General features: G+C 64.3%; 13 protein-coding genes. 7 read left to right on the top strand and 6 right to left on the bottom strand.

Annotated features, from left to right (window positions below):
• Positions 1–46: 46 nt before the first annotated feature.
• From LAN70_10100 to LAN70_10090, 3 genes are all read right to left on the bottom strand, one after another.
• Positions 47–823: a hypothetical protein gene (locus tag LAN70_10100; protein ID MBZ5511507.1), complete on the bottom strand. Its 777-nt coding sequence runs from the start codon at positions 821–823 to the stop codon at positions 47–49.
• Positions 824–980: 157 nt separating this feature from the next.
• Positions 981–1,649 carry a TrbI/VirB10 family protein gene (locus LAN70_10095; protein MBZ5511506.1) on the bottom strand — a complete coding sequence of 223 codons (669 nt, stop codon included), beginning with the start codon at positions 1,647–1,649 and terminating at the stop codon, positions 981–983.
• Positions 1,650–1,826: 177 nt separating this feature from the next.
• Positions 1,827–4,271 carry a DUF1343 domain-containing protein gene (locus LAN70_10090; protein MBZ5511505.1) on the bottom strand — a complete coding sequence of 815 codons (2,445 nt, stop codon included), beginning with the start codon at positions 4,269–4,271 and terminating at the stop codon, positions 1,827–1,829.
• Positions 4,272–4,346: 75 nt separating this feature from the next.
• Between LAN70_10090 and LAN70_10085 the strand changes: the two genes are divergently transcribed.
• The 5 genes from LAN70_10085 to LAN70_10065 all read left to right on the top strand — a co-directional run bounded on the left by LAN70_10085 (position 4,347) and on the right by LAN70_10065 (position 11,481).
• A complete protein-coding gene (locus LAN70_10085) occupies positions 4,347–5,426 on the top strand; it encodes a beta-lactamase family protein (GenBank protein ID MBZ5511504.1) in 1,080 nt (359 codons plus the stop codon).
• A gap of 84 nt (positions 5,427–5,510) precedes the next feature.
• Positions 5,511–6,455, top strand: a complete 945-nt coding sequence (gene murQ, locus LAN70_10080) for an N-acetylmuramic acid 6-phosphate etherase (protein MBZ5511503.1) — start codon at positions 5,511–5,513, stop codon at positions 6,453–6,455.
• Between the two features lie 281 nt (positions 6,456–6,736).
• Entirely contained in the window at positions 6,737–8,041 is a 1,305-nt protein-coding gene (gene murA, locus LAN70_10075; protein MBZ5511502.1) for a UDP-N-acetylglucosamine 1-carboxyvinyltransferase, read from the top strand.
• A gap of 78 nt (positions 8,042–8,119) precedes the next feature.
• A complete protein-coding gene (locus LAN70_10070) occupies positions 8,120–9,763 on the top strand; it encodes a carboxypeptidase-like regulatory domain-containing protein (protein ID MBZ5511501.1) in 1,644 nt (547 codons plus the stop codon).
• Positions 9,764–9,816: 53 nt separating this feature from the next.
• Positions 9,817–11,481: a carboxypeptidase-like regulatory domain-containing protein gene (locus LAN70_10065; GenBank protein MBZ5511500.1), complete on the top strand. Its 1,665-nt coding sequence runs from the start codon at positions 9,817–9,819 to the stop codon at positions 11,479–11,481.
• 181 nt (positions 11,482–11,662) lie between these two features.
• On the opposite strand, the gene LAN70_10060 is transcribed toward LAN70_10065, so the two are convergent.
• The 3 genes from LAN70_10060 to rpsO all read right to left on the bottom strand — a co-directional run bounded on the left by LAN70_10060 (position 11,663) and on the right by rpsO (position 15,329).
• Positions 11,663–12,295 carry a FecR family protein gene (locus tag LAN70_10060; protein ID MBZ5511499.1) on the bottom strand — a complete coding sequence of 211 codons (633 nt, stop codon included), beginning with the start codon at positions 12,293–12,295 and terminating at the stop codon, positions 11,663–11,665.
• A gap of 180 nt (positions 12,296–12,475) precedes the next feature.
• Positions 12,476–14,893, bottom strand: a complete 2,418-nt coding sequence (gene pnp / locus LAN70_10055) for a polyribonucleotide nucleotidyltransferase (GenBank protein MBZ5511498.1) — start codon at positions 14,891–14,893, stop codon at positions 12,476–12,478.
• A gap of 169 nt (positions 14,894–15,062) precedes the next feature.
• Complete coding sequence (gene rpsO, locus LAN70_10050; GenBank protein ID MBZ5511497.1) at positions 15,063–15,329, bottom strand: 30S ribosomal protein S15; 267 nt, start codon at positions 15,327–15,329, stop codon at positions 15,063–15,065.
• Between the two features lie 329 nt (positions 15,330–15,658).
• On the opposite strand from rpsO, the gene LAN70_10045 reads away from it, so the two are divergent.
• Positions 15,659–16,627 (top strand): hypothetical protein, encoded by a 969-nt coding sequence (locus LAN70_10045; protein ID MBZ5511496.1) that lies wholly within the window; start codon positions 15,659–15,661, stop codon positions 16,625–16,627.
• A gap of 343 nt (positions 16,628–16,970) precedes the next feature.
• Positions 16,971–18,365, top strand: coding sequence for a citrate (Si)-synthase (locus LAN70_10040; protein MBZ5511495.1), 1,395 nt, complete (start codon positions 16,971–16,973; stop codon positions 18,363–18,365).
• Positions 18,366–18,470: the final 105 nt, after the last annotated feature.

Below are 18,470 nucleotides of genomic sequence, written 5' to 3'. Positions count from 1 at the left end.
CTTGCAAGCTTCATCTAAGCTTACTTCTTACTTTTTGTCCCGCCGTTCATTTCGCGAACAGCTTCGCCAACAGCCCCCTTCCCTTCTCCGGCGGCAGATTCAATTGCGCCAGGATGGCGTTGACTTCGGCTTCGCCGAGCGGTTGCGCGTCCTTGCGCAAGCGGATCATCTCCAGGAACGACGTGTAGCGGTCCAGGCAGTGGAAGCAATCGCGGATGTGCTGCTCCGCCAATTCTCGCTCGCGCCACGACACCTGCCCGTTCACCAGGTTGTTGAACGTCTTCAGCGGCAGGCAGGATTCGCCGCCGGTCTTCTCCGCTTCCGCCATCAGCACCCGCGCCGAGATGTTGAACGCGTCCGCCGTCGCGCCCGGCAGCACCTGCGCCAGCCGCTGGTCGGCGATGTCCTTGGTTGCCTGCGCCGTGGCCTCGGTGTTCATCATCATCGGCCCGATCCGCGGCGCGTCGTAGCCCTTGATGAACATCCACAGCACCTCGCGCTCCACCACCGCCAGGTCCTTCATGATTGAGCGCACCTGCTCCAGCGAGAGCTCCGGCGTCGGCACGCGCGCCACCTCGCGGCCATAAGCAAATACCAGTTCGCGGAACGCCACCAGGAATTCGCGCTCGTTCTGGAATTTGAGCTGATGGAACCAGGCGTTGTCGTTGGCGCGGGCGCGCTGCAACACCGCCGCCACCTGCGTCTCCAACTCCGGCGCCAGCATGGGAAAGAAGTGGTGCAGCAGCGTGCGCGCGATGGGAGCATAGTCGCGGACGAACTCCTGCCAGCCCAGGCGCTCGCCGCGGGCGCAATCTTCCGCCATGGAAAATATGGTGCGGACAGCCACGATTCGAGTCTAGCAGCGGCCTGCACCGAATACCGAGTCCCGAGTTGCGAGCGGGAGATCTGGGAGCGTAAGTGGTCAGCGATCAGTGGTCAGTTGCGGAACGATTCGCTAGCCACCAGCCACTGGCCACTGTTTATCGGATCTTGTTTCCATCCAGCGACAGCGGCCGTTCCAGCACGATCAGCACGCTGGTTCCCGCGGGCAGATGGACGTCGGGTCCACGCGTCAGCAGGACGCTGGCGAGGCCCACGGCAGCACCGGCGCCTCCACCGATTCCCGCTCCCCGGATGCCGCGATCCACAATCGCGCCCACCACCGCGCCTTCGCCGGCCGTCTTGGCGACCGTGCCCGCGTCTTTGCCCTTGGTGCCGTCCTGCTGGATGGTGCCTTCCTTGTCCCTCACCGTCTGCTTCTCCGATCCCGGCAAATTATCCACCGCGCCCGGCAGCATGACGGTGTAACCGCTGTGGAAGATCATGGTGGTGAAGTGCATCAGGAATTCCGCCCGGCCCTTCACCCGCCCCGGCCGCTTGATGTCGCTGATCCGTCCCTGCACGTAGGTGCCGGCGGGAATCACGATGCGGTCATTCGCGGTGATTGGAAACACGGTCTGGGCATACACCGCGTCGCCCACTTTCGCGCTCTTGGTGGAAATGCCCTGCGCCAGCTTCAGGGGAATCTGGGTGCCGGCGGGGACGGTGATACCGGCGCGCCAGCCGCCGCGGTTCCCTTCGCGCTCCTCGGCCACCTGCTGCGCCGCTGCCAATGTGCCCAGCAGCACAACGACAATTGCCCAACGCATACTCGTGCCCTCCGAACGGTTCCTTACGAAATTAGAACACGCCTGGGTTGAAATTGTTTCTCAGATGGTCTATCGGTCGTTCGGTCTATCATCGGTCGTCGAAGAGCACTCGAACGCATCTGGTCACCAGTCGGCAAAACCGACTGACCGATAGACCGAGAGACCGATAGACCTCTTTCAGTACAGCAAATACCTTTTCCTGATCTGCTCAAACCGCTCCAGTTCCTCGCGCCAATCGTCGGCGATGATGCGCGGATCGGCGCCGCCGGCAATCGCGCTCATGACGCGCGGATCGTTGACCAGCAGAATCATCTGCCGCATGTCCCATTCGTTCGGGTACAGCTTGTGCAGCGCCGACGCCAACTCAATTCCCAACTCCGGCGCGTCCAGCGTATTGCGATCGAGCATCACGATGTTCACGCCGCCGATCTTCTGCCCGCCAAACTTTGCCCCCGCCGCCGGCGTGAAGCTGATCGGGACAAAGCGCACGCCCTGGATGCCGCGCGCGTTCAGGCAATCCGCAAGTTCCTTGGCCTTGATCCACGGCGCGCCTACCACCTCGAATGGCGTGTCGGTCCCGCGCCCCACCGAGACATTCGTGCCCTCGATCTCCGCCACTCCGGTATATAGCGTCGCCTGCGTCAGGCTGCGCAGGTTGGGCGATGGGTTGATCCACACCAGTCCGGTGGAGTCGTACCAATCGCCGCGAATCCAGCCTTCCATCGCAATCACCGTCAGCCGCGCGTTGATGTGCCGTTCGGCGTTGAACATCTTCGCCAGTTCGCCCACCGTCATCCCGTGCCGCGTCGGCTCCTGCGTGTAGTTGACGAAGCTCTCCTGCCCAGGCTGCGACACCGGTCCCTGCACATAAGCGCCGGTGATCGGGTTCGGCCGATCCAGCACCACGACCTCGGTTCCCGCCTTCGCCGCCGCCTCCAGCAGGTATCCGAGCGTTGTCTCATACGTGTAGAAGCGCGCGCCGGCGTCCTGAATGTCGTACACCACCGCGTCCAGGTCCTTCATGATGTCGAGTGGCGGGCGGCGCTTGGCGTCGGTGTCGCCATACACGCTGTATACCGGCACGCCGGTGGCCGCATCCACCGTGTTGCCCACCGCCGTCGTGTCCAGCGCGCCGGTGACGCCGTGCTCCGGACTGAAAATGGCCGCCAGCTTGATACCGTCCACGTGCGCCAGCACATCAATCGTGCGCCGGCCCAGCCCGTCCACACCGGTTTGATTGGTCAGCAGCCCGATCCGCCGGAGCTTGCCCGGCTCGGGCGCGCGCAACTGGTCGAAGTTGTGGAGTTCCAGCACATCAATCCCGGTCTTCACCTGCCCGTTGCGCACGTTGATGCGTCGCGACGCCGCGAAGCTGTCGTTGTACCCGGTGATGCGCGCCAGCCGCATTTTTTCTTCTTCGCTCGCCGACAGCTTCAAGGCCGCCGCGACCGCGGTTGCCGCGCGGTTGCGCAGCGACACCATGTCCTTATTCTGCCCGCGCGGGTGCACCGCGTTGGCCAGGATGATGATGTACGTCCGCGTCACCGGATCAATCCACAGCGACGTTCCCGTGAACCCGGTGTGCCCAAACGATCCCACGGGCAGCAAATCGCCGCGGTTGCTGGAGAACGGCGTGTCAATGTCCCAACCGAATCCGCGCACCGAGGTCGCATTCGGCGGCTGCTGCGGCGTGGTCATCTTTTCGACCATCAGCGGCGACAACACTGGCGCGCCGCCGTCAAGCATCGCCTGCGCAAGTTTCGCCAGGTCATTCGCGGTGGAGAATACGCCCGCATGTCCGGCCACTCCGCCCATGCGCCGTGCCGTGGGATCGTGCACCACGCCGCGCAGCATGTGGCCGCCTTCGTCGTACTCGGTGGGCGCGATTCGCGGCCGCCACGACGCCGGCGGCAGATAGGTTGTCTCCTGCATCTTGAGCGGCTGGAAGATGTGCACCGACGCGTACTTCTCCAGCGCCATCCCCGACACGCGCTCCACCAGGAACCCGAGCACCTCGTAATTCACGTCACTGTAGAAAAACCGCGAGCCCGGCGTGTACACCGGCGTCTCGTCCATCGCCATGCGGAACGCCGTGTCGCGTCCGTGCCACGGCTGCTTGAGATCGAGATCGTCGGGCAGCCCGGAATAATGCGTGAGCAACTGCCGCACCGTAATGTCCTGCTTCCCATTGGCGCTGAATGCCGGGATGTAACGCGCCACCGGATCGTTCAGCTGCACTTGCCCGTCCTGCACCAACTGCATCACCGCGACCGCCGTCGCCATGCACTTAGTGAGCGACGCCATGTCGAAGATCGTGTCCAGCGTCATCGTCTCGCGCCGTGGCTCCAGGCTGCGATAGCCGTACGCTTTGCGGAATACCACCTTGCCGTCATGCCCCACCAGCACCACCGCGCCGGGGATTTGGTGCTCGGCGACGGCCTGGTTGAAAATGCGGTCCAGAACGCTCAGACGTGCGTCGGTCGTGGACGACGGCTTCGGCTTCTTCGCGGCGGACTTCCCTGCCGGTTTGCGCGCGCTCGTCTGCGCGGCGGCAGGAACGGCGAGGGCGCAGGCCACAATCAGGGCAAGAACCCAGCAACACGAGGTCCGAAAAGTTTTCATCAACAAGGAAGGAATCTCATCGCGAAATTTACAGGAGTTCTCCGCGACAGTACAGTGATCAGTGCGACACAACCCATGAAACCAGAGCGTTTTGCCCGCGCCCTCGATCTGCTGCGCGACGCCGTCGCCAGCCGCGCCTTTCCCGGCTGCTCGCTGGCCGTCATGCATCGCGGCGAACCTGTCGCATCCACTGGCTTCGGACGCTTCACCTACGAGCCGCAATCGCCGGAAGTTGCCGCGGACACCATCTTCGACGTCGCCTCGCTGACCAAGATCGTCGCCACTACCGCGATGGCCATGATCCTGTACGAGCGCGGCATGCTCGACCTGGACCTGCCGATGGAATCGGTGGTGCGCGAATTCTTCGCGACTGATCCACGACGCCAGGACGTCACCCTCCGCACCTTGCTGGCGCACACCTCCGGCCTGCCCGGCTATGTCCGCCTGTTCGAACAGGCGCGCACCCGCGATGAACTTGTTCTCGCCGCCTGTCGCACGCCGCTGGAGGCCGCTCCCGGCGAGCGCACCGAGTACAGCGACATCGGCTTCATCATTCTCGGCGAAGCGCTCGCGCGGATTGCCGATGAGCCGCTCGACAGCTTCTGCCGCCGCGAAGTTTTCGGTCCGCTCGGCATGGCAACCACCTGCTTCAATCCGCCGCCGGCACAGCGCTCGCTCATTCCTCCGACCGAGGATGACCGCGCTTTCCGCCATCGCGTCATCCAAGGCGAAGTGCATGACGAGAACGCCGGCGTGATGGGCGGCGTAGCCGGCCACGCCGGACTTTTTGCCAGCGCGCCCGATCTCGCCCGCTTCGCCCAAGCGATACTGGGTTGCCTTACCCGGCCCGGTGCGAAGACCATCTTTCTTCCCGAAACGCTGCGCGCATTCGCCCGGCCGCAGGCGGCAAAATCCGGCAGCCCGCGCGCCCTCGGCTTCGATCTGCCCACGGCGCCCTCGCAGTCCGGCCGCCACTTCTCGCCGGGTTCGCTCGGTCACCTGGGTTTCACCGGCACATCGCTGTGGCTCGATCCCGAGCGCGAACTCGCGATCGTTCTGCTCACGAACCGCACCTGGCCCGACCGCAGTTCGCAGGAGATCAAGCGCGTGCGTCCCGGCGTGCACGATGCCATCGTGGAAGCGTTAAGTTGGTAGCTCGAGCCTCGGAGCCGATCGTTTTCACTCCCAACTCAAAACTGACAACTTACAACTCGCAATTCCACTGCTACACTTCCTGCAATGTCTGATTCCGAGGACTTGCGCGACCTGACCACGGAAGACCAGAACCCCGCGTCGGCGGATCTGGACACCAAGTCCGCCTTGGAAATCGCGCACATCATCAATTTGGAAGATGCCAAGGTCGCCCGCGCGGTGGAGCGCGCGCTGCCGCAGATCGCGCGGGCGATTGACGCGGTCGGCGCAGCGATCGCCAATGGCGGCCGCCTGATCTATGTCGGCGCCGGCACCAGCGGGCGCATTGCCGCCCTCGACGCCGCCGAGTGCCCGCCCACCTTCGACACCAGTCCCGAGACGGTGCAGTTCATCATGGCCGGTGGCGTGGACGCCCTGTGGAACCCCTTCGAACCCGCCGAGGATTCCGCCGAATCCGGCCACCGCGAAATGGCCCGCCGCAAGCCCGGCCCGCAGGACGTCGTGGCCGGCATTGCCGCCAGCGGACGCACTCCCTTCACCCTCGCCGCCGTCGAATATGCCCGCAGTAAGGGCGCAACCACCATCGCTGTCACCTGCAATCACGACACGCCGCTGGGCCGCGCCGCCGAAATCGAGATCGTGGTCGAGGTCGGCCCGGAAGTGCTTGCCGGCTCCACCCGCATGAAGGCCGGCACGGCGCAGAAGATGATCTGCAACATGATCACCACCGGCGCCATGGCGCGCGCCGGCTACGTGTACGGCAACCTGATGGTCAACGTGCACCCGAAGAACGAAAAGCTGGTCGCGCGCGCCGTTAGCATCCTGGAAAGCGCGGCGCAGACCGATCACGAGCGCGCCGCCGCTGCCCTGAAGGAATCCGGCAACAGTGTGCCGGTGGCGCTCATCATGCTGAAGGCGGGCGTGAGCAAGGCTGATGCCCAGCGTCATCTCGAACTCGCCGGCGGCAATGTGCGCCGTGCCATCGAGTCCGCCCAGCCCCTGAGCGCGCGCAGGAGTTCCCGGAAGAGTTGAGTGCGCACCGATGAATGCGGAGATTCCATGAAGCGTCAACCTAAGCCCAAGCGCCTGGGCCCACCCAAATCGAGGCGGCGATCAGTGATTTCGCAATCGATCAGACGGATCACTAGGAGAAATCGCCACAGCGAAACTGATTGGGGAAATCCGGTCGGCAAAGAGCAGTGGTGAGCGCCGCTTTCGCAGCAAACTTCGATCTCCAAGTACAATGTCAGCCGGGTTTCGCGTCTGATTTCGGCTTTCGCGCGTTCATGGCAAACTGAATACCGACAACCCTCATGGACAAATTCGTCATTCGCGGCGGCAACCCCCTGCTCGGCACGGTGCGCATCAGCGGCGCCAAGAACGCCGCCCTGCCCGCCATGGCCGCCGCCCTGCTCACCGAAGAGCCGGTCGTGCTGGAAAACATTCCCCAGGTGCGCGACATCGAAACCACGCGCCGCCTGCTCGCCAGCATGGGTGCCGAGGTCGAACTCGGTTACGGCCGCGCGCAACATCGCACCACGATTGCCTGTGCCCGCCTGGAACATCCGGCGGCGCAGTACGAGCTGGTCAAGACCATGCGCGCCTCCACGCTGGTGCTGGGGCCGCTGGTGGCGCGCTGCGGCGTAGCCAAGGTTTCCCTTCCCGGCGGATGCGCGATCGGCGCGCGTCCTATTGATCTGCACATCAAGGGCCTGGAACGGCTGGGGGCGACCATCACCACCGAGCACGGTTACGTGGTCGCGCGCGCCGAGCGCCTCCAGGGCGGGCACGTTGTCTTCGACAGGATCACCGTCACCGGCACCGAAGACTTGCTCATGGCCGCCACGCTCGCCGAAGGCGAAACCCTGATGGAAAATTGCGCCCGCGAGCCCGAAGTCGCCGACCTGGCCGCGCTGCTCGTCAAGATGGGCGCACGCATTGAAGGCGCAGGCACCTCGACCCTGCGCGTCCGCGGCGTCGAAAAGCTCCACGGCGCGCGCCACCGCATCATTCCCGACCGCATCGAGGCCGGCACCTTCATCATTGCCGGCGCGCTCACCGGCGGCGACCTCAACGTCACCGCCTGCGAGCCCTCGCACCTCACCGCGCTGCTCCAGAAGCTGGAGGAGACCGGCGTCAAGGTGCGGCACGGCGGAGACTCGGTGCGCGTGATGAGCGAGGGCAGCTTCAAGCCCGCCGACGTCAACACCGAGGAGTATCCCGGCTTCGCCACCGACATGCAGGCGCAGTACATGGCGCTGGCCACGCAGGCCGAGGGCACTTCGATCATCACCGAAAATATTTTCGAGAACCGCTTCATGCACGCCCAGGAAATGCTGCGCATGGGCGCGAATATCAAGATTGAAGGACGCCGGGCGATCGTGCGCGGCCGCACGCCGCTCAGCGCCGCCGCCGTGCTCGCCTCCGACCTGCGCGCTTCTGCGTCGCTGGTGCTGGCGGCGCTGGTGGCCGACGGCGAGACCATCATCGACCGCGTCTATCACATTGATCGCGGCTACGAGCGCATTGAGGAGAAGCTGCGCGGCGTCGGCGGCCAGATCCGCCGCATCGGCGAAATGCTTCCCAAGCGCGCGACTGTTCCCGCCGCCCAGGGTTGAAGATTCGAAAGGCGCTTCGCGGCAGGGCCTTGCGCCTTGAGCCTTGCGCCTTGAGCCTGTAACCTTATCGCCGCATCCATGCGCAGGAAGTCTGTTTTCGCAGTGCTCGCGCTGTTGCTGCCGTGCGCGCTGGCGCACGCGCAGGGCGGTTACGTCGGCCCGCGCGCCTATGATCCGAACTCGCCCACGCACACCGTCAGCGGCAGCGTGGTCAACTCCGCCACCGGCGAGCCCATTCCGCGCGCGCTGGTACAGTTCATGGGGCCGCTGCAGCGTTCCGACCTGACCGACTCCCAAGGCAGCTTCCGCTTCGAAGGCGTTCCTGAAGGTCGCGCGATGCTCATGACCCGCAAGCCGGGATTCTTCAGCAGTGAAGAACTGTCCCGCGGCGGCGGCCGTCCGCGCGCGCCGGTGATGATCACCGGCGACGTGTCATCGCTGGTGCTGAAGCTCACGCCGGAAGGAATTGTCGCGGGCGCCATCACCGGCGACGACGGCGAGCCGCTCGAAGGCGTGCACCTGCGGCTGAAGCGCCAGGTCATCAACAATGGGCGCAAGCAGTGGGAGACGCGGGGGCAGGCAACCACCAACGACATCGGCGAGTTCCGCGCCGCCAACCTCATTCCTGGAACGTACTACATGGTGGCGCAGGCGCAGCGGCCTTCGACGCCACGCGCCGCCGCTGAACCGAACATCGGATATGCGCCGTCGTATTATCCGGGCGTGCCCGATCTTGCCTCGGCTTCCGCCATCGAGGTGGGCGGCGGGCAGACAGTCCAAATCGAGTTCCGCCTGCGCTCCCAGCCGGTGTACGAAGTTGCGGGATTTGTGACCGGTATTGCGCCTGAACAGCGCGGGGCAAACATCGAATTCGTCAACCGCTCCGGCGACCCGCTCGCGGCCAACGTGCGCTTCAATCCGGACGACGCGAGTTTCAGCGCCCGGCTTCCGGGGGGAACCTACACCGTGCGGGCGACATCGTTCAGCCGACAGGGCCCTCCTGCGAGAGCGTCCGCCACCATCACCGTCGCCGCCAACGTCAGCGGAATCCGGCTGCCTTTGCTGCCCGGCGCAATCATTCCGGTGGTAGTAAAGACCGAGTTCACCAATCAGCAGAGCTCGCCGAGTGTTGGGGGCGGAACCAGCACAGTTGGATCCAGCGGCAGACCGCCGCAATATGCGTCCGTTCAACTGACGGGACTGGATGGGGCGACCAGCGTCTATTCCACCTACGATGCGGCGGACAACAATGCTCCGCTTACCTTGCGCAATGTCGAGCCCGGACGCTACGCGGTGCAGATTTCTCCGCATGGGCCGTGGTACGTGCAATCCGCTGCGCACGGTCAGACCGATGTGCTGCGCGAGGACCTGGTGGTCGCGCAAGGCGATGCCAGTCCGATCGAAATCGTGCTGCGCGACGACGGCGGCTCGGTGGCGGGAACTGCCACCTCGGACAATGTTGCCGTGGCCGCGGTCCTGCTGCTCGTGCCCGAACGCCGCTCCACCGCGCCGCAGACGCAGTACGCATCCGAGCGCGGATTCACCATCAACAACCTCGCGCCTGCCGATTACCAGCTGTTCGCCTTCGACAGCGTGGATGGTCTGGAATACACCAATCGCGAAGCGCTCGAACCGTACGCGTCCCGGGCCGCGCGCGTCACGGTGAACAGCAGGGGCAACGCGACGGTCACGCTCACGCTCATCAAGCGAGGCGAGCCATGATGTTGCGCCGTAATCGTCCCAGATGGTGCCCCACATCTGCCTGCAGTCGGCAGATGTGGGTGTTTGCGTTGCTGCTCTTACTCACGGTCACGTCGGCAGCGCAGGAACGCAACGCTTCGCCCTCGGGCAGCGGAGGCCAGTTTCGAATCAGCGGAACCGCGGTCAACGCCATCAACGACCAGCCGCTCGGGGGCGCGTACGTCACCATTACCGCCGTTCAGGGCGCGGCGGCCCGCACCGTCATGACCGCTGCTGACGGCGCGTTCCGGTTCGACGGCGTGCGCGCCGGCAAGTATCAGCTTTCGGCCGAGCGCCGCGGCTTTGCCTCGCAGCAATACCAGCAGCACGAAAACTTCTCTACCGCGATTGCGGCCGGCCCTGCCCTGGATTCCGGCAACATCGTCTTCCGCATCGTGCCCGATGCGTCCTTTTCCGGGCGCATTGCCGACGAGCAGGGCGACGCGGTGGCCAATGCGCGCGTCATGCTCATCCGCGAGCAAGTAGCGGAAGGCCGCGCCATCAAGGCGCTTGTGGCGAATGTCGCCACCGACGATCAGGGCCGCTATCACTTTGGCCATCTCAAGCCGGGCGCGTATTACCTGGCAGTGTCGGCGCGGCCGTGGTACGCGCAGGCTCCGGGTCCGCGCGGGGGAATTGTTGCCGAGCGCGGCATCAACGTCCAAGACAACTCGGCGCTCGATGTCGCCTATCCGCTGACGTTTTATCCCGACGTGACCGATGCGGCGTCGGCGAGCGCGATCACGCTGCATGCGGGCGATCGCGCCTCGGCCGACATCATGCTGCGCGTGGTGCCGGCGCTCCACGTGCGGATCAATCATGCGACCAGCGAGGGAGATCGGCAGCAGTTCGCCAACGCGACGCTAGTACAAATGATCTTCGATGGCCTCGAAGTGCCCGTGCAAACCAGCACAAGCGGGATGGGCGGCAACGCCAACCTCGTCTCCGGAATTCCGCCGGGTCATTATCTGCTGCGCGTAACGCCCAACGGGCGCAGGTTCCCACGAATGCCGCAGCCGCCGAGTGAGGAATCGGGGCAGCCGGCGCGCGTGCGCGAGGTGGATTTGGTGTCAGATACGGAATTGGATGCGAGCGCGATGACGCCGACGGCGACGGTCAGCGGAACCGTAAAGCTGGCGAACGGGCAGGCGCCGGCGAAACCGTCGACCATCGTGCTGCGGCGGGGCGCGATGCGGCGCGCCTTCGACGCGCGCGCCAATGCGGGCGGCGAATTCGCGTTTCCGCAGGGATTTGCCACGGGCACTTACGAAGTGGTGATGAGCAGCGGCGATGACCTGTTCATCCGCAGCGTGACTGCAACCGGCGCGAAGATCGCAGGGCGCATGCTGCACATCAGCGGCTCGGATGCGGTGAAACTGTCGGTCGTGGTGAGCGCGGGAACGGGAAAGATCGAAGGCGTTGCTTTACGCGACGGCAAGCCGCAATCAGGCGTCATGATTTTGCTGGTGCCGCAAGATCCCGAAAACAATCTGCCGCTGTTTCGCCGCGATCAGAGCGACAGCGATGGCTCGTTCACGCTGTCGCCGGTCCTTCCCGGACGTTACACGCTGCTGGCGCTGGAAAATGGATGGGATTTGCAGTGGAGTGACGCCGCGGTGCTCAAGCCATTTCTGGCAAACGGCGATCCCATCGTGGTGGACACGAAGGGCAATCACAACCTGCGCGTGAAGGTGCAGTAGAGAATTTCGGAGTGATCATCACCTGGCAGCATTGCCTCTGGCCCACCAGGCCTGGGGATTCACCACCGAGGCACCGAGTTCACCGAGATGCACCGAGCACATGTTCTTTCTTTTTTGGTGATGATTTGCTCGGTGTTCTCGGTGTTCTCGGTGTCTCGGTGGTGACATCCCTCTCCCCAACTCAGTACGTCTTGTAAGGATCCTTGGTTTCGGATGCGTCCGGCTCGGTAATGGTCTTCCAGGTTTCCATCTGGTCGCGGGTGGCGCGCTCGGGCGATTCGGGAGGCCGCCCGCGGCGAACTGTTACCGTGGTTCCGCCACGGCAGGTGATCGCTCCAGTGACGCTGGGGTCCACGCTGGTGATCTGAACGTTGCCGGAGATGCAGATGAACTTGGTGAGGTCGGGGTCGGAGGCGTCCACGCCGAAGTCGGTGCCGATCACGCCGGCGACGGCGGTGGGCGTCCGCACCTCGAACCTGCCTCCGGCGCGCGTGATCTTGGCGACCTGGGCGCGCAGCTTGCCGAAGTTGAGTTCGACCGAGGTCTGACGCGAGGCGGGATCGTGCCGGACGACGCGAAGCTGCGACTTGACGCCGATGGAAAGCACCGACTGATCGAGCAGCTTGATGCGGACGCGGCCCTGGTCATCGGTGCGCAGCAGATCGTTTACCTGGACCTCGGCGCCGCGCGCGGCGGCGGAGGTGGACTTGCCGCGCTCGATTTTGACGTTGGGCAGCAGGGCGGAAACGCTGCCGGCGCGGGTGTCGGCTGCGCTCGGGATGGCAAGGAGCAGCAGGAGGAAAAAGGTGCGCATGGGGTCAGAAGTGTAGCGGGATTGGAGGATTTTGTAAGTTGGTAATTTCGTAAATTGGTGATTTGGTAATTTGCCGACCCCTCGCTCAGAGTGAGACCGTTGGCGACGTAAGTTCGCGTCCAAGAAAAAAGCGCGCTCGCGGTCGAGCGCGCTCCAGCCTTGCTGTTTCTCGCTTAAAGCCTAGCGACGTCCGCGATCGCCGCCACGGCCTCCGCCGAACCCGCCGCGACTGCCGCCGCCGCTATGGCCGCGTCCGCCACGGCCACCGCGTCCGCCTCGTCCTCCGCTACCGCCGCTGGGACGCCGGCCACCGGGGGCAGGGCCGCTGCCACCCTCAGGACGTGGGCCGCTGCCGGCACTGTGGGCCTCGGCGCGGTTGAAGTTGGGCTCGCCCTCTTGTTCGGGTTCGGGCTCTTCGGTAAATTCGCCGCCGCCTTCGAAGGTTACGGGAGCGCCAGCCGGGCTGCCTTCCAGGCTGGGCTCACCGCCGCCCATCTTGGCGCGCTGTTCCTTGAGAATTGCCTTGCGCGAGAGGCGAATGCGGTTGCCCTCCACGGAAAGCACTTTCACCAGCACCTGGTCGCCTTCCTTGAGTTCGTCGCGCACATCCTTGATGCGGTGCTCGGCGACCTCGCTGATGTGCAGCAGGCCGTCGGTGCCGGGAATGATTTCGACGAAGGCGCCAAAGTCGGCGAGCCGAACCACCGTGCCCAGGTAGGTCTTACCGACTTCGGCGGTGGCGGTGATGTCGCCGATCATCTGCAGCGCCTTCTTCGCCGACTCCTGGTCGTTGGAGGCGACGTTGACGCGCCCGCTGTCCTCGACGTCAATCTTGACGCCGGTGGCCTCGATAATGCCGCGGATCACCTTGCCGCCCGGCCCGATGAGGTCGCGGATTTTATCGGTCGGGATCTGCAGGGTGTAGAAGCGCGGCGCGTACTCGGAGACCGCGGCGCGCGGCTCGGGCAGCGCCTGGTTCATGTGCTCCAGGATGTGCAGGCGGCCGCGGTTGGCCTGCTGCAGGGCTTCCCGCATGATCTGCGGCGTGATTCCCATCACCTTGATGTCCATCTGCAGGGCGGTAATCCCCGTGCCGGTTCCGGCAACCTTGAAATCCATGTCGCCGTAGTGGTCCTCGGCGCCGGCGATGTCGGTAAGGATGGCGTACTCCTCACCTTCCTTAACCAGGCCCATGGCCACGCCTGCCACCGGGGACTTGAGCGGAACGCCGGCATCCATCAGCGCCAGGGAGGCGCCGCAGACCGTCGCCATGGAGGACGAACCGTTGGACTCCAGGATGTCGGAGACCACGCGCATGGCGTACGGCCAGTCGGTTACGTCAGGCAGGACGCCGGAAAGGGCGCGCTCGGCGAGGGCGCCGTGGCCGATCTCACGGCGTCCCGCGCCACGTAGAAATGCCACTTCACCCACCGAGAACGGCGGAAAGTTGTAGTGCAACATGAAGCGCTTCTTGGATTCGCCTTCGAACAGTTCCAGGCGCTGCATGTCGTCGGAAGTGCCCAGGGTGGTGGTGACCAGCGCCTGCGTCTCGCCGCGGGTGAAAATCGACGAACCGTGGGTGCGCGGCAGCACGCCGACTTCGATCCAGATGGGCCGCACCTGGTCGAAGGCGCGCCCGTCGGGACGGCGGTGCTGACCGATGACCTGCTCGCGGAAGATGCGCTCGCGCAGGATCTCGAAATTCGTGGAGAGCCGCTTGCGGGCGTCTTCGTCCTCTTCCGGAATGGCCTCCTTCAACTCGGTCTTGATGGCCTTGACCAGGCTGTGGCTCTCGGCCTTGGGGTGCTTCTCGGTGTCGAGGGCGTCGGAGAGCCTGGCGCCGATACTCTTGCGCAGCGCGGCAATGGCCGCTTCGTCCACCTGCGGCGCCTCGAACGGGCGCTTGGGCTTGCCGGCGCGCTGGGCAAGGTCGCTGATGGCGGCGGTGATCTTCTTGATCTCCTTGTGCGCGAACTCGATGGCATCCACGATCGTGTCTTCCTGCACCTGGCTGGCGCCGGCTTCGATCATGACGATGCCGTCGGCGGTCCCCACCACCATCAGGCGGAGCAGGCCGTCGCGCATTTCTTCGTAGGTCGGGTTGGTGATTAACTGGCCGTCTTTCAGGCCGACACGTACGGCGCCGACCGGGCCGGCGAACGGGATGTCGGAGAGCGTCAGCGCGGCCGAGGCGGCGTTGATGGCGGCGACGTCGGGATCGTTCTGGGTATCGGCCGAGAGGCAGAAGGCGATGATCTGCGTTTCGCTGCGGAAGCCCTCGGGGAACAGCGGCCGGATGGGACGGTCAATCTGGCGGCTGGTGAGAATTTCGCGCTCGCTGGGCCGGCCTTCGCGTTTGATGAACCCGCCGGGGATGCGCCCGCCGGCGTAGGTGTACTCGCGGTAATCCACGGTGAGGGGAAAGAAATCAATGCCCTCGCGCGGTTCCTGGTTGGCGGTGGCGGTGCCCAGGACAACGTTGTCGCTGGTGCGCACCACGACCGAGCCATGCGCCTGCTTGGCCAATTTGCCGGTTTCAAATGAGATGGTCTTGCCGCCGGTTAATTCAACGGTAACGGACTGTGTTTCTGGCTTCATTCCAATTCCTTCCAAGATGAGCGCACCGGAGGGGCCGTGGGCTGTGCGCGAGAGAAAGGCCGGCATAGGCGAACGCCCCCACGCCAGCGCGGTGAGGCGATGGTGTGGGCAAAAATGCCGGGAAGACGCAAACCTGCCGAGTCACAGACGGTGGTATCGGGGGCAAACGCTACTTGCGGATGCCAAGTTTCGAAATAACGTCTTTGTAGCGCTCGGTGTCGTATTTCTTGAGGTAGTCGAGCAAGCGACGCCGCTTGCTAACCAACATCAGAAGGCCGCGCCGGGACGCGTGGTCCTTTTTGTGCGTCTTGAAGTGCTCCGTCAACTGACCGATGCGCTCACTCAAGAGGGCGATCTGGACCTCGGGGCTGCCGGTATCGCTCACATGGGTGCGGTACTGGTCAATGACGGACTGCTTATGCTCTCGCGCTAACACGGAACTGGGTGCACTCCTGTAATTTTTCCGATCTAGTGTACGTCCAGCAGCGTACCATGCGCGGCGGAAGGCTGTAAAGCTGAGCAGCAGCGATCTTTAGCCCTGCGCGATGGGTTCCATCCAACCCTGCCGCAGGGCGGTAGAATCTCAACTTGCAAGGCGCCAGACCCGGCCACCAGCTCCGGCGCAGGCCGAATGACAACTCCAGTGCCATGGCCGGTGTTCATAGCATAAGGGGTTCCCAAGGAGTTCGCGTGTTCTGTCGGAATTGCGGTCATCAGAATCCGGAGCAATACGGGTTTTGCGGCATGTGCGGGAATAAGCTGGCTGTGGAGGCGCCACCCGATCTCGCCACAGCGGTGGACCCGGTAGATCCGCCGCACGAGCCGCCACCGCCGGAGCCGGCAGCCCCGGTGGCGGAACCGGCGCCGCGCAGTGACAAGTGGTGGGTGGATGAGGAGCCAAGCGAGACCACCAGCGGCGGCGGCGGGCTGTCGATCCTGGGGCTGAGTAGCACCGACTCAGGCAATGGAGGCAGGTATTCGTACCTGCCCGAAGAAGAACAGCCGTCGCGCACCAGGTTGTGGGTGTTCCTGGTGGCCGTGCTGGTGTTGGGCGGCGTGCTGTATGCGAAATGGCAGCCGATCCGGGATTACGTCCTGACCACGGCGCCCTCCCATTCGCGTCCGCAGCCGCCACCCGCGCAGGAGACGAAGAACGAGCGACCCTCCAGCTCCGCTACCTCCGCGCCGGCCACCACGCTTGCCGCCAGCGATGCAGCGTCGCAGCCGGCGCTCACCACCGAGAACAAACCGGAGCTCAGCCAGGCGGCGCAGCCCAGCCAGGAACTTCCTCACGCTGACCCGCAATCCTCCGCCGCGAGTAAGCCTGACGACAGCCCCAAACCCACTCCTGCGCGCGCCAGCTCGAAGCGTGCGGCCGAGCCGGCATCGAAGCCGGCGGCGCAGATGGCGCCCGCAGCGCCAGGCAATGCCGGTAGCGAGCTGGTGAGCAGCGGGGAAAGGTACCTGTACGCCCGCGGGGTGGCGCGGAACTGCAATCAGGCGGTCATCTACTTCAATGCCGCCGCGGCCATGCAGAACCCGCAGGCGTTCAGCCACCTGGGCGCGCTGTACGCCACCGGGGAGTGCGTGCCGATGGACCGGGCGGTGGCCTACGCGTGGTTCCGGCGGGCCTATGCCCGGGAGCCCGGCAACCGCTACTTTGAGCGGAACCTGACCATGCTGTGGCGGGAAATGACGCCGGCCGAGCGGCAACGGGCGACCGGCAGGCAGTAGCCCGGTTCTGCCTCTGCCCAGGGGCGCGTGGATGTGGGCCACCGCGGCGATCTCGCCTTGCAGCTCACCCTGAGGAGGCTCGCAGGTCACTTGGAGCTGTGATAGCCGCGCTCCGGCGCCGTCCGGCCCCGGTTTTTCCGGCCAGAATCGGCGAACACCGGGCCTGGATTGTGGCCGACATCACCCGCGAATGTGATTCCGCTCACTGCTTCGTTGCCCATTGAGCCACACAATAGCCGCGGCTGAGGTGCAGTGTAAGCCCGGTTTTTCCCGATTAGTTTCCTCCGCTTAATCAGGAGTGCCGCGATACGGCCTTTGTGAGCGTGAAAGGAGCTCTAATAATATGGCGCTGAAGGAAGTGCTTAGGCAGAAAATCGAGGAGTTCCGTCCCCGTACTACCAAGCTCATCAAGCAATTCGGCCATGTCGTTATCGACGAAGTTACCATCGAACAGACGATGGGAGGCGCGCGGGACATCCGCAGCCTGGTTACCGATATCTCCTACCTCGATCCGCAGGAAGGGATCCGGTTTCGCGGCAAAACCATTCCGGAGACGTTGGCGTTCCTTCCCAAAGCAAGAAATTCAAATTATCCGACCGTAGAAGCATTCTGGTACTTCCTGCTGACGGGCGAATCGCCGAACCAGTCGCAGCACCGTGAAGTTCTCGGCGAATGGAAGGTCCGGCAAATGGTTCCTTCCTACGTGTGGGACGTGATCCGCGCCCTGCCCCGCGACAGCCACCCCATGGTGATGCTCTCCACCGGCATCCTGGCCATGCAGAAGGACTCCAAGTTCGCGCATTTTTACGGGTCGGGCAATTTCAACAAGATGGCGGCATGGGAATACGTCTACGAAGATGCCTTTGATATCGTGGCCCGTATCCCCATCATCGCCGCGTTCATTTACAACCTGAAGTATCGCAGCGATTTCCAGGTAGCGATCAATCGCGACCTGGATGCGGGCGCAAATTTCGCGCACATGATCGGGCAGTGCGAAGAGTACAAGGATGTTGCCCGCATGTACTTCATCCTCCACTCCGACCACGAATCCGGCAACGTTTCCGCCCACGCCACCCATCTGGTGCACTCGTCCCTCTCCGATCCCTACTATGCCTATTCCGCCGGTCTCAACGGCCTTGCCGGCCCCCTGCACGGTCTCGCCAACCAGGAGGTTCTGGACTGGCTGCTGAAGTTCGAGAAGAAATACTGCCAAGATGCGGAGCCGACCAAGGAGTTGGTAACCCAGGCTCTGTGGGATACGCTCAAGGCCGGCCAGGTGATTCCGGGGTACGGCCACGCCGTTCTTCGCAAGACCGACCCGCGCTACATGTCGCAGCGCGAGTTCTGTCTGGCGACTCCGGGGCTGAAGGTTGATCCGCTGTTCAAACTGGTTTCCATGATCTTCGAAGTGGCGCCCGGCGTCTTGACGCAACACGGCAAGGCCAAGAATCCGTGGCCCAATGTGGATGCCCAGTCCGGCGTCATCCAGTGGTACTACGGGCTGCACGAATGGGACTTCTACACCGTCCTGTTCGGTGTCGGCCGCGCCCTCGGGTGCATGGCGAACATCACCTGGGACCGTGCTCTGGGAGCTCCTATCGAGCGTCCCAAGTCTGTCACCACTCCGATGCTGGAGCAGTGGGCTGCGGAAGGTGGCCGCAAGCTGGGAACGGCGGCGACGAAAGCGGCTCCTGGTGTCGCTGCCGCTGCCACTGCCGCTATTACCGGCGTTCGCTAGGCCTGGTAATAGTCGGAGCTTGACTAGTGATTTGTGATTTGGCGCGGACAGGTTCCGCGCCTTTTTTCTTGCACCAACGATTAGCGGGACAAAAATCGGCCCCGG

The organism is Terriglobia bacterium, assembly GCA_020072845.1.
In the GTDB taxonomy this organism is placed as follows: domain Bacteria; phylum Acidobacteriota; class Terriglobia; order Terriglobales; family Acidobacteriaceae; genus JAIQGF01.
This window is presented reverse-complemented; position numbering and strand designations above follow the sequence as displayed.

Excerpts from the sequence above, each read along its gene's own strand:
- LAN70_10100 (MBZ5511507.1), bottom strand. The coding sequence starts at position 823 with ATGGCGGAAGATTGCGCCCGCGGCGAGCGCCTGGGCTGGCAGGAGTTC.
- LAN70_10095 (MBZ5511506.1), bottom strand. The coding sequence starts at position 1,649 with ATGCGTTGGGCAATTGTCGTTGTGCTGCTGGGCACATTGGCAGCGGCG.
- LAN70_10090 (MBZ5511505.1), bottom strand. The coding sequence starts at position 4,271 with ATGAAAACTTTTCGGACCTCGTGTTGCTGGGTTCTTGCCCTGATTGTG.
- LAN70_10085 (MBZ5511504.1), top strand. The coding sequence starts at position 4,347 with ATGAAACCAGAGCGTTTTGCCCGCGCCCTCGATCTGCTGCGCGACGCC.
- murQ (MBZ5511503.1), top strand. The coding sequence starts at position 5,511 with ATGTCTGATTCCGAGGACTTGCGCGACCTGACCACGGAAGACCAGAAC.
- murA (MBZ5511502.1), top strand. The coding sequence starts at position 6,737 with ATGGACAAATTCGTCATTCGCGGCGGCAACCCCCTGCTCGGCACGGTG.
- LAN70_10070 (MBZ5511501.1), top strand. The coding sequence starts at position 8,120 with ATGCGCAGGAAGTCTGTTTTCGCAGTGCTCGCGCTGTTGCTGCCGTGC.
- LAN70_10065 (MBZ5511500.1), top strand. The coding sequence starts at position 9,817 with ATGTGGGTGTTTGCGTTGCTGCTCTTACTCACGGTCACGTCGGCAGCG.
- LAN70_10060 (MBZ5511499.1), bottom strand. The coding sequence starts at position 12,295 with ATGCGCACCTTTTTCCTCCTGCTGCTCCTTGCCATCCCGAGCGCAGCC.
- pnp (MBZ5511498.1), bottom strand. The coding sequence starts at position 14,893 with ATGAAGCCAGAAACACAGTCCGTTACCGTTGAATTAACCGGCGGCAAG.
- LAN70_10040 (MBZ5511495.1), top strand. The coding sequence starts at position 16,971 with ATGGCGCTGAAGGAAGTGCTTAGGCAGAAAATCGAGGAGTTCCGTCCC.